General features: G+C 44.9%; 10 protein-coding genes. 8 read left to right on the plus strand and 2 right to left on the minus strand.

Features of this window, described 5'->3' with window-relative positions; translation table 11 throughout:
• From cgtA to uvrA, 3 genes are all read left to right on the plus strand, one after another.
• The coding region (gene cgtA, locus G1ANC_RS02170) for an Obg family GTPase CgtA (protein WP_129693390.1) at positions 1–185 on the plus strand (185 nt) is incomplete at its 5' end.
• A 38-nt stretch (positions 186–223) separates the two neighbouring features.
• Positions 224–1,639 (plus strand): exodeoxyribonuclease I, encoded by a 1,416-nt coding sequence (gene sbcB / locus G1ANC_RS02175; RefSeq protein ID WP_129693391.1) that lies wholly within the window; start codon positions 224–226, stop codon positions 1,637–1,639.
• 430 nt (positions 1,640–2,069) lie between these two features.
• Positions 2,070–4,901: an excinuclease ABC subunit UvrA gene (gene uvrA / locus G1ANC_RS02180; RefSeq protein ID WP_129693392.1), complete on the plus strand. Its 2,832-nt coding sequence runs from the start codon at positions 2,070–2,072 to the stop codon at positions 4,899–4,901.
• 67 nt (positions 4,902–4,968) lie between these two features.
• Here the strand turns inward: uvrA and G1ANC_RS02185 are convergent, their stop codons facing one another.
• The gene (locus tag G1ANC_RS02185) at positions 4,969–5,628 is read right to left on the minus strand and encodes a DedA family protein (RefSeq protein ID WP_129693393.1); all 660 of its coding nucleotides are present in this window, start codon (positions 5,626–5,628) and stop codon (positions 4,969–4,971) included.
• 190 nt (positions 5,629–5,818) lie between these two features.
• On the opposite strand from G1ANC_RS02185, the gene G1ANC_RS02190 reads away from it, so the two are divergent.
• On the plus strand, positions 5,819–6,532 hold the full coding sequence (locus tag G1ANC_RS02190; RefSeq protein ID WP_129693394.1) for a 50S ribosomal protein L25: 714 nt from the start codon (positions 5,819–5,821) through the stop codon (positions 6,530–6,532).
• Positions 6,533–6,604: 72 nt separating this feature from the next.
• Here G1ANC_RS02190 and G1ANC_RS02195 read toward each other — a convergent pair whose 3' ends face one another.
• The gene (locus G1ANC_RS02195) at positions 6,605–8,377 is read right to left on the minus strand and encodes an ABC transporter ATP-binding protein (RefSeq protein ID WP_129693395.1); all 1,773 of its coding nucleotides are present in this window, start codon (positions 8,375–8,377) and stop codon (positions 6,605–6,607) included.
• A gap of 133 nt (positions 8,378–8,510) precedes the next feature.
• Between G1ANC_RS02195 and G1ANC_RS02200 the strand changes: the two genes are divergently transcribed.
• The 4 genes from G1ANC_RS02200 (at position 8,511) to G1ANC_RS02215 (ending at position 11,066) form a co-directional block, all read left to right on the plus strand.
• Entirely contained in the window at positions 8,511–9,314 is an 804-nt protein-coding gene (locus tag G1ANC_RS02200; RefSeq protein ID WP_129693396.1) for an SDR family oxidoreductase, read from the plus strand.
• A 109-nt stretch (positions 9,315–9,423) separates the two neighbouring features.
• Complete coding sequence (locus G1ANC_RS04245; protein ID WP_164997974.1) at positions 9,424–9,834, plus strand: transcriptional repressor; 411 nt, start codon at positions 9,424–9,426, stop codon at positions 9,832–9,834.
• A complete protein-coding gene (locus G1ANC_RS02210; RefSeq protein WP_129693398.1) occupies positions 9,821–10,159 on the plus strand; it encodes a co-chaperone YbbN in 339 nt (112 codons plus the stop codon). Before G1ANC_RS04245 ends, G1ANC_RS02210 begins: the two co-directional genes overlap by 14 nt.
• Entirely contained in the window at positions 10,125–11,066 is a 942-nt protein-coding gene (locus G1ANC_RS02215) for a hypothetical protein (RefSeq protein ID WP_129693399.1), read from the plus strand. The genes G1ANC_RS02210 and G1ANC_RS02215 overlap by 35 nt, the downstream gene beginning before the upstream one ends.
• Positions 11,067–11,174 lie beyond the last annotated feature (108 nt).

Here is an 11,174-nt window from a genome sequence, read left to right on the forward strand (position 1 = left end):
TGTTTGGCGGCAAGATAGAAAAATTTGCTCGCCGCACCAATTTTGATCAGTTTGAAAGCGTCAATCGTTTACGCGATATCATGCGTCGTTATGGTATAGCGCACGAGCTAATGCGCCAAGGTGCTACTGGTGATAGCTTGGTGCAGATCGGCGAATCGATGCCGTTTACGCTGGTTGAGCAGTAGATTTGGGTGTCATCTCGTGGCTTTGCTATACTATAGTTATGGCGCAAACATTTTTCTTCTACGACCTGGAAACCAGCGGGTTAAATCCGCGGCAAGACCGAATCATGCAGTTTGCGGGGCAGCGGACGGACATGAATCTCGAACCGATTGATGAGCCGTATAACCTGCTGGTGACATTAAATGATGATACCTTGCCGAGTCCTGACGCGCTGATGGTAACTGGTATCACGCCGCAAAAAACGGTCGAGGAAGGCTACACTGAGGCACAGTTTGCCCGGATGCTGAGTGAGGAAATTTTTACGCCTGAGACCATTGCGGTTGGCTTTAATAATATTCGGTTTGACGACGAATTTATTCGTCATTTGTTGTGGCGCAATTTTCATGATCCGTACGAGTGGAGCTGGAAAGACGGTCGCTCGCGTTGGGATTTGCTGGATGTGGTGCGATTGACGCGGGCGCTCAGGCCGGAAGGAATCAATTGGCCGCTTGATGATAAGGGTGGGCCAAGCAACCGCCTGGAACTAATAACTAGCGCCAATGGTATAGCTCACGAAAATGCTCACGATGCTTTGGCGGACGTGACGGCGTTGATTGCCGTGACGAAATTGATTAAGCAAAAGCAGCCACAACTGTATGATTATTTACTGAAAATGCGTGACAAAAAAGTAGTCCAGCAACTGGTCAATGTGGACGATAAAAAGCCGTTTGTTTACGCTAGCGGGCGTTATGATAAAGAATTTGCCAAAACCACGGTAGCCTTTTCACTGACGACCAGTCGAAACGGTGGCGTGGTTGTCTATGATCTGCGCTATGATCCGACGCCGTTTGTTGGGCTGAGTGTGGAGGAATTGTCGGCAAAGCTATTTGCTTCGTGGGAGGAGCGGCAGGCTGAGGATTTCGTTAAATTACCTGTCAAAGAATTACAGTACAATCGTTGTCCGGCGGTAGCGCCGCTGGGTGTGTTAGAGCAGGGCGATGGCTGGCAGAAGATTTCGCTTGATCTAAAGACAGTGCAGAAACATCAAAATATTTTACTGAATCACCCGGACTTTGCCGAAAAATTACGGACTATTTTTGAAAACAAGCCAGCCTTCAAGAAATTGCCTGATCCAGAAGCGCAATTGTATGATGGCTTTTTGAACGACCGTGATCGTATCCGTGTCGAAGCGGTGCGCAATGCCGATGAACGCGAGCTGGCTGATTTTCATCCAGAATTTCAGGACGAACGTTTAGCGCCGCTATTGCTGCACTACAAAGCACGCAACTTTCCGCGTTCGCTCAGTGAAGACGATTTGGCGCAGTGGGAAACCTGGCGGGCTCAGCGCCTGCAGGTGCAGTTACCAGGGTTTATGACGGCTTTGCATCGTTTAGCGCCGACAGCAACTGACGAACAGCAGTTTATTTTGCAAGAATTGCAATTGTGGGCTGAGTCTACATTACCAGCTAGCGATTAGATTTTTCGCGTGCCAGCCACTATTCTTTTGGAGGTAAAGGACGTTGAACAGCATTTTCTATGTAGGTGAATATGTTTATGACTATCATTGCGTATAGTAATAACATAACCCAGTATGGTACTGATATGTGCGTGCCAGGTATGGCGCCGACTAGCACGAAATTCATTAGCGAATCATAAATGTCGTGGCGCAGCAAAAATAGAGGTACACCGATAAGGCACGCCAATACAACACGAATCTTGATGCTGAGGACAGCGAATAGTTCAATTAATGCTCTCATTTGACTATACTATAGCAAATATACTATAGTATGTGCAACGATAAGCACGATACAGTTTTAGTTTATTTGGATGATATTTAAAGTGTAATACGTGCACAGATGTTTTGCGGTAATGGATTTTTTTACCGAAAAATGCTAAAATAAGTAGTCATGTCAGATAGTATCAAGATCACCGGTGCACGCCAGAATAACTTAAAAAACGTGAGTTTGGAAATTCCACGCGATAGGTTTGTGGTGGTAACAGGACTTAGCGGCAGCGGTAAATCAAGCCTGGTTTTCGATACTATCTATGCCGAAGGACAACGGCGCTATGTTGAAAGCTTGAGCAGTTATGCGCGGCAATTCTTGGGCATCATGGACAAGCCAGATGTTGACTCAATTGATGGATTGAGCCCGGCAATTTCAATAGATCAAAAATCAACCAGTCGTAATCCGCGTTCAACGGTTGCCACGGTAACAGAAATTTACGACTATTTACGCTTGTTGTTCGCGCGTGTTGGCGTACCTCATTGTCCGGCACTTTTGCCAGATGGTAAGCGCTGCGGCAAGCCGGTACAACGACGAACAGCACAATCAATTATTGATGAAATCATGAAATTACCTGAAGGCGCAAAATTAATGATCCTGGCGCCGATTGTTAACCAGAAAAAAGGCGAGTTTCAGCATATTCCTGAACAGTATATGCGTAGCGGCTTTGCTCGAGCGCGAGTGGACGGCGTAATTTATGCACTAGATGAGTTTCCAGAATTACAAAAGAGTTATAAACATGATATCGAATTGGTCGTAGACCGCTTGGTGATGCGTCCAGACATGATTTCACGCGTATCACAATCAGTCGAACAATCGTTAGAATTGGCTGGCGGTATAGTCCAAGTGTTGGATGCTGATAGCGGCGAAATTTTGACTTATAGCCAGCGCTATGCTTGTGTGGATCACCCGGGCGAGGAGATTCCTGAATTGGAGCCGCGGCTATTCAGTTTTAACGCGCCGCAAGGTGCTTGTCCGGTATGTACGGGGCTGGGCACACGAATGGAGATTGATCCTAGCTTAGTTTTTAACAAAAACTTGACGATTGCTGAGGGTGCGATTCGTCCGTTTAATCGTTTCAGTGTTGATGCCTGGTATATGAAACGGCTTGAAGCGGTGGCGGCTGAACATGGTTTTAGTCTACACGTACCAGTGCGCGAACTAAGCGACGATGTGCGGAAATTATTGATGTATGGTACAGGCGAGCGAAAATATCGCGTTGAGCTAGGTAATGGCCGACACTACGATTCAACATTTGAAGGGATTATTCCAAATCTCGAGCGTCGTCACCGCGAAACTGATAGCGACTTCATGCGCAAAGATATTGAGCGATTTATGCGTGAACGCAAATGCACAGCCTGCAAAGGCGCTCGCCTCAAGCCGGTAGTCTTAGCAGTGACGGTTAGCGGCTTGTCGATTATGGATATTTGTAATCTAGACGTCGAGAACGCCTTAGATGTCTTTAGTCAGCTGAAATTTGATGATAACGAAATGAAGATCGTCAAGCTAGTGGTTAAAGAGATTAACGCTCGTCTGGGATTTATGAATAACGTAGGGTTGAATTATCTAGAACTGGGGCGAGCTGCTAACACTCTGAGTGGCGGCGAGGCACAGCGGATTCGTCTAGCGACACAGATTGGCTCTGGGCTACAAGGTGTGTTATACGTATTAGACGAGCCGTCAATTGGTTTGCATCAGCGCGACAACGATCGATTAATCAAAACACTCAAGCATTTGCGCGACCTCGGTAATACTGTATTGGTGGTTGAGCACGACGAGGAGACAATCGCTGCAGCTGATTTTTTGGTGGATGTAGGTCCAGGTGCTGGCGTGCATGGCGGCGAGATTGTAGCTGCCGGCACGCCAGCCGAGGTGGCGCAGAATCCGGCCAGTATTACCGGACGATATTTATCTGGAGCAGAAAAAATATCGGTGCCTAAGAAACGTCGTGCGGTCGAGAAAGATCGCAAACTTGTCGTTCGCGGTGCTAAGGAGAATAACCTCAAAAATATTGATGTCGAGTTTCCGTTGGGTGTAATGACACTAGTGACTGGCGTTAGCGGTAGCGGCAAATCGACACTAGTTAATGACATTGTAGCCAACGAATTGACGGCGCGTCTGCATCGAGCGCAGACTGTGCCCGGCGATCATGATAGGATTGACGGCGTCAAGCAATTAGATAAAGCTATCGTCATTGATCAGTCGGCGATAGGCCGCACGCCGCGCTCTAATCCAGCAACTTATACGGGCGTGTTCACACAGATTCGCGAACTGTTTGCTAATACCCCCGAGGCTAATATTCGCGGCTACAAAGCAGGGCGTTTTAGTTTCAATGTCAAGGGTGGTCGCTGCGAGAATTGCCAAGGCGACGGTGTGATAAAGATCGAAATGCATTTTTTGCCGGATGTATATATACAATGTCCAGAATGCCACGGAAAGCGTTACAACCGCGAAGCGCTAGAGATTAAATATAAAGATAAAACCATTAGCGATATCCTAGAAATGACGGTCGAGCAAGCCTGTGAGTTCTTTACTAATATTCCAGCTATCTCCCGCAAGCTAGAGACTATTAACGAAGTTGGCCTGGGTTATGTGAAGCTTGGGCAGCCAGCGACGACGTTCTCTGGCGGCGAGGCGCAGCGCATTAAATTGGCAGCAGAGCTATCACGTCGTTCGACTGGTAAAACACTTTATATACTCGATGAGCCAACAACTGGCTTACACACTGCTGATGTGCGCAAATTGCTCGAGATTTTACAAAAATTAGTCGATGGTGGCAACAGTATGATAATCATTGAGCATAATCTGGAAGTCATTAAATGCGCTGATTGGATTATTGATATGGGTCCAGAGGGTGGACAGGGTGGTGGCAGAGTGGTTGCTGCTGGCACGCCAGAAGACGTCGCAAACAATCCAGAAAGTCAAACTGGTAAGTACTTACAGAAGCTGTTGTAAGCTACACTTTTTCATAGTCTTTTGTAAAGATTGAAGTACAGCCTTAGGCGAAGAGAGCGGATTTGTATTATTTTTTCTGTTTGGATATCTTGGTTTTTGAGAATAAAACTTGGAGCTGTTTTTTGAGAGCCGCGCGGTTTGATGGTTTCTTGAGCGCGTGAATAATCATCGGCGAGACAGAGAGGAATACGATTATAAGCGCAGCAACCTCGATGTTAACGCCTGCTTTGGTAAGTAATTCACCGGCGTAATAACCTAGATAAACAAACAGTGATGACCACAAGAATCCGCCGATAATGTTAAAAACCAAAAATGTTCTGTAATGCATTTTGCTGGCGCCAGCAACGATTGGCGCAAAAGTTCGGACGATTGGCGCAAAACGAGCCAACACGATAGTAATTGAACCGTGCTTGTCGTAGAATTTTTCAGTTTGCTCTAAATATTTTTTCTTGAAAAAACGCGAATTTTCTTTTTCAAATAATTTGCGGCCGACCTTATGTCCAAAACTATAGCCAACACTATCGCCTAGTACGGCTGCCAAAAATATCAGGATAGCGAATAGATGAATATCAATTGGCAAAATATGCTGTTGTACCATATAAGCTGCCGTAAATAGCAAGCTGTCGCCTGGAAATATGAAGCCGATTAATAAACCTGACTCAGCAAAAACTACCAATAAGATAATTGGCACGCCGAGATGAATAATCAAATTAATAAAGGCTTCCATACTAGAGATGATTATAGCACAGATTTCTAGCACCAGCTAATGGAACAGGTTTGGGTCTAAAAATTTATTGTCGAAACGAATCGGGGATATCGTGAATTACCAGCTTGGTTAGAATCATTATCATAAACATGTTATAATAGAGAAGCAATAGTAAACCTCCGGAAAGGTATCTAACGAAAGGAAGAGAGAAATGGGAGAAAAAATTACTCTGAAGATTGCTAAGCGCGAAGTGCTTGGCAAAAAAGTTAAGACGCTACGTCGCCAAGGAATTACGCCAGGCGTGGTTTACGGTGCGGGTATGGAAGCGGTGCCGATTCAGGCTGAAGCTGGCGAAGTGCTGCGCGTCTATAAGCTAGCTGGCAAGCATACGCCCGTCCAGTTGCTAGGCAGCGAGCGGCGCATAGCGATGATTAAGGATGTTGAATCATATCCGACTAGGTCAAATGCTCTTCGCCATATTTCTTTTCACGCAGTTCGGGCTGATGAGCCGGTGATTGCCGAAGTGCCGATTCGTTTGAGCGGTACAGGAGAATCTGAGGCGGAGCGTGCCGGCTTGGTAGTGCTGCAAGCGCTTGAGAAGATCAAGGTCAAGGCTTTGCCGATGGATCTACCAGAAGTATTGGAAGCGCCGACGAGCGGTCTTGTTAAAGAAGGCGACCGCGTGACCGTGGGCGATATTGTTTTGCCGGATGGTGTTGAGCTGGTCGATAGCGACGACGGCCGCGAAGGCACGGATGACGACGATATTACGGTCAAAGATTTGGTTGTGGCAAACGTCTATGAGCCAAGTGCTCTAGCAGCTGCCAACGATGCGGCGGCCGGCGAAGCTGAGTCCGCTGATGCCGAACAAGTCGAAGTTACGGGAGAAACTGAAAAGACTGAAAAGACTGAAGCGTCGGAATAGCCTGGTCTTAGATTATCAAAAAAACACCGTCATGATTTGGCGGTGTTTTGCTATAGTCGGAAATGCTAGAAATTACTCCTCAATGAATCCGCCGGATTGCCGCGCCCACAACTTAGCGTAAACGCCGCGCTTTTTGGCGAGCAATTGATCGTGTGAACCGTCTTCGACGATGCGTCCGTTTTCCAGGACGATGATACGATCGAGCTTAGCGATGGTCGATAAACGGTGGGCGATGACAATTGATGTTCGGTTTTTCATCAACGTTTCCAGCGACTTTTGGATTAGCGCTTCTGATTCTGAGTCTAATGCCGACGTTGCCTCGTCAAGGACTAAAATTGGCGCATCTTTCAAAATCGCCCTGGCAATGGCGATGCGCTGCCGCTGTCCGCCCGAAAGTTTGACGCCGCGTTCACCGACTAGCGTGTCAAAACCGTCTTGCAGTTTGACGATGAAGTCGTAAGCGCCAGCTTTCTTGGCAGCTTTTTCAATTTCAGCATCAGTCGCGTCGGGTCGGCTGTAGGCGATATTCTCGCGGACGGAGCGGTGAAATAGCAGCGGCTCTTGCGGCACATAGGCGATTTGTTCGCGTAGACTTACCTGGGTAACTTCAGCAATATCTTGCGAGTCGATTGTGATCTTGCCCGAGTCAATATCGGCAAATCGTAGCAATAATTTGGTGAGGGTAGTTTTGCCAGACCCGCTTGATCCGACTAAGCCAATTTTTTCACCTGGCTGAATATTGAGCGAGAAATCATGAAACAGAGTGTCGCCTTGGCCTTCGTCGTGCGTAAAGGTTACGTTGTCCATGACAATGCCGCCGCGTTTAATTTTTAGTTTTTTGTCGCTGCGATCAACTAGCGTCGTTGGTGTTTTAAGAATTTCTACCATCTCGTGAGCATCGCCAATAATACGATTATAGCTGCGCATGATGCCATTCATGTTCCACAACTCGTGCGCCACGCTGCCTGTATACGTTATGATTAAGTAAACTGATGCTACTGATACTAGATTGTGCTGAGCGGCGTATACCGCAAAAGCAATTGCGCCAATTTTGATAATTGTGTTGATGGTCGAATAAACGGTACTAACTTTCAGGAAACCGCGCATCGTACCCAAGCTAGCGCTGCGCCATGAACTGACCGTTTTTGAAAAGCGCTTTTGCTCTAGCGATTCAGCGCCAGACGATTTAACCGCCAGAATATTTGAAACCATGTCGGCTAATTGGCCGCTAACTTTATTGCTGGCTTTAGCTTCTTTTTCGCTTAATTTAGCCATTGGCCTAGAGCCAAAATAGACGGCAATACTAAAAATAATTGAAAAAACAAACAGGAATAAAGCATATTGCCAAATTAATGTCGATAAAATGATTATTGATCCAGCTAAGGAGATAACTAATGGCAAAATCGACCAAAAAATTGTATCCCAAAAACGTTCGACTGCACCGTTTAGTTTGTTAGTTTGGCTGACGAGCGAACCGCCAAATTTATTAGCATGGAAAAACATTGTTTGATTGGTCAATTTACTAAAGCAGCGCGAGTGTAAATCGCGTTGCAATGCAGTCTCGAATGTCCAGACGAGATACAATACTAAGCGCCAGCCAATCACTGTTGAACACAGTTCGCTAGCGCCATATAGAACAATTAGCGTCCATAAATTGTTGGCAGTTTGCAGCTGGTTGTGCTGGATAATATTAAGCAGCTCTGCGATAACAAGCGGGCCGACAAAAATAGAAATAACAATCGTAGTAATTGCAAAAAGTATCGCTAGATTTCTGCGGCGCCTGTAGGGTACAGATACTTGCCAGAATAGGCGTAAAATTTCTTTATCGTTAATTTTATTTTTCAAAAGTATCTCCTTCTTTTGTGCAGTTTATATTGTGAGCAGTTTGATCATGGGTAAGGTGATTCAAACGCGAGATTTAGAGGAACTCTTTTGGCTCGAGTTCATAGATTAACCAATTATAAGGTATAATCTTGGTATGAGTCAAGAACAAACAGCTTCGTATGTTTTAATAACAGGCACTACTAGCGGCTTGGGCAGAGAATTTGCTCGTATATTTGCGCAAAATGGTTATAATATCGTTGCTGTTGCGCGTAACGAAGTTCTATTGCAACAGCAAAAACAGGAGTTAGAAAGCCAGTTTGGCGTTGAAATGGTTTACATAGTTAAAGATTTGAGTGCTGAGGATAGCGCTCAAGAAGTTTATGACGAGATTAAATATAAAGGCATTAATATAGACATCTTAATTAATAATGCCGGGTTTGGTTCGTTTGGTCGCTATGTTGATGTCGATTGGCAGCGCCAGAAAGGGCTCGCTAGCGTTAATATGTTGGCCGTGATGCAGTTATCGTATCTATTTGGTAAAGATATGGATCGTCGCGGTGAGGGTAAGATTGTTAATATTGCATCGATTGCCTCGTTTCAAGCTGGGCCGTACATGGCGATGTATTATGCGTCGAAAGCTTTTGTCCGCTCGTTTTCTGAAGCTTTGCATGAAGAAATGAAAAGTTCTGGCGTGTCGGTGACGGCGATTTGTCCGGGTCCGGTAGCAACTAATTTTGAGAAAAACGCTCAAATGATAAACTCAGCAATGTTCACTAGGCTTAGAGTTTATACACCAGAAGTAGTTGCCGCGAGAAGCTATCGCGCTATTATGAATAACAAAGCAGTGTATGTGGTTGGTTGGCCGAATAAACTTTTGGTGTTTTTGACGCGATTTTGTAGCTTGAAGTTTAGTAGAGTTCTCGCTAGTAAAATTAATTTAGGCAGTGGGCGAAAATAGCCTGGTCTGATCAGTAATTTAATTGTTGAAAATCATGACCGAGAAGTGTAGCGCGGTAAGTTTTGTAAAAAGCATTGTATTTTTATTGTAAATGATTTACAATAAAAATATGACACAAATAGTTAGTCGACGAATCACGAAATATACTGATAGTATACTATCGATTTTATGCCAACTGCAGCATGCTACTAATGCCGAGATTGCTAGCCGGTTGCGAGAGTTGTATTCAAATGTTAGCGATACTACGGTACATCGTATTACGCAACGTCTGCAGAGTGATGGCGTTATTGGACTGGCACCCGCGTCAAGGCAGGGCTGTTTGCGGTACGACTTTTCACCGGAATCACACGATCATTTTATATGCAGCGAGTGCGATAGTTTACAGGATATTAAAGTTCCTGATTCAGTGCGTTGCCAGATCGAGCGCCAGCTCGATGGCTGCTGTTTCGATGGTCCTTTAGTCATTACTGGAGTATGTCAACAATGTAAAAATAGAAGGAGGAATTATGGCATTAATTAGTATTACAACTAAACAAGAGTTTGAAGAAAAAGTACTAAAAAGCAAGCGTCCGGTCTTGGTCGATTTTTGGGCGCCATGGTGTCCGCCATGCCGAGCGATGGCGCCTATATTGCAGCAGATCGCTGACGAGACAGATTTTGATATTGTTAAAATTGACATTGATGCCAGTAGTGATAATAAAGAACTGGCTATGCACTACCGCGTGCAGGGCATACCAAATATGAAGATTTTTGTTGCTGGCGAGGAAGTTGCCGAGCTGATCGGTATGAAGTCAAAGCAGATGCTAATTGATGTGTTGGAAAAAGCTAGAGAAACTATTAATTAATATGCCATTACGGAATAATTATCAAAAGCTTTTCGTGCGAAGATCGCTAAGATATTTACCGCACCATATCCTAACGTTAATTATTTACAAAAGTAAGTTGCTTCGTTTTGAAAAGGCTTTAGATGCTATCGCTAAAAGGAAAATAATTAATGTAAATGATTTACTTTCATTTGATAGTTCTGAGATAAGAGAATATCAAAAACTAACGAAAGATACTCAACTTTGGCATGGCACTGGGCGTTGGCAGCACGGTAAGGACGGTATCATTGATGTGATGAAAAGTTTTTGCGATATTGCTGGCCTCAAGCCATCCCGCGATGTGTATGCAGTTTTTGGCGGCAGTGATCGGCATATCGTACATTCGGTTTCATTATGCCGGAGTCGGATGGTGGCGCGATCATATGCTGACATGCATGGTCTTGGCTGGAAAGAGAAAAATCGTTATGGTGACGCTCTGACTTGGACATCGTATTACTACAGCTTGTTTTATGCGCGACTATTTACGGTCAATGGAGTCAAAGTGTTGCGCCGTTGGAAAACTTGGCGTACATTGTCGCATGATGAAAATGGCGATAATACTTGGGGAAAGAAAGTGAATAAGCAGGCACGCGATGTGTGGGATATCTTCTGTCTGGGTAGTGATATTTTGGGTAATTATCCAATTTTAGTTGGTGTTAGGAGTCTTGATTCGCAATTAAAACTAGAAAAACCGATGAGTCACTACGAAGTACGCTCTGATAAACGAATAGGCGTTGCAAATATTTCACACATAGAAGTTCCTCGCGATAAGCAGGATGAAATGCGAGAGTTATTGCTTTCATACGGTATCGATATACCAGTGACGAGCATCGAGCTAGGCGAATGTGCCAGTGCCCAGAAGCGTTTTACTGAATTGCTTGGCTGGTAGAGAAAAGAAATTAGACTAAAGCCGACGAAGTGGATGTGATAAGATTATTAATAATATATGAAGTCGCATACTAAACCGCTTTTGTATGATCAGATCGCAGCCGATCCA

The organism is Candidatus Nanosynsacchari sp. TM7_ANC_38.39_G1_1 (genome assembly GCF_004138385.1).

Excerpts from the sequence above, each read along its gene's own strand:
- sbcB (WP_129693391.1), top strand. The coding sequence starts at position 224 with ATGGCGCAAACATTTTTCTTCTACGACCTGGAAACCAGCGGGTTAAAT.
- uvrA (WP_129693392.1), top strand. The coding sequence starts at position 2,070 with ATGTCAGATAGTATCAAGATCACCGGTGCACGCCAGAATAACTTAAAA.
- G1ANC_RS02185 (WP_129693393.1), bottom strand. The coding sequence starts at position 5,628 with ATGGAAGCCTTTATTAATTTGATTATTCATCTCGGCGTGCCAATTATC.
- G1ANC_RS02190 (WP_129693394.1), top strand. The coding sequence starts at position 5,819 with ATGGGAGAAAAAATTACTCTGAAGATTGCTAAGCGCGAAGTGCTTGGC.
- G1ANC_RS02200 (WP_129693396.1), top strand. The coding sequence starts at position 8,511 with ATGAGTCAAGAACAAACAGCTTCGTATGTTTTAATAACAGGCACTACT.
- G1ANC_RS04245 (WP_164997974.1), top strand. The coding sequence starts at position 9,424 with ATGACACAAATAGTTAGTCGACGAATCACGAAATATACTGATAGTATA.
- G1ANC_RS02210 (WP_129693398.1), top strand. The coding sequence starts at position 9,821 with ATGGCATTAATTAGTATTACAACTAAACAAGAGTTTGAAGAAAAAGTA.
- G1ANC_RS02215 (WP_129693399.1), top strand. The coding sequence starts at position 10,125 with ATGTGTTGGAAAAAGCTAGAGAAACTATTAATTAATATGCCATTACGG.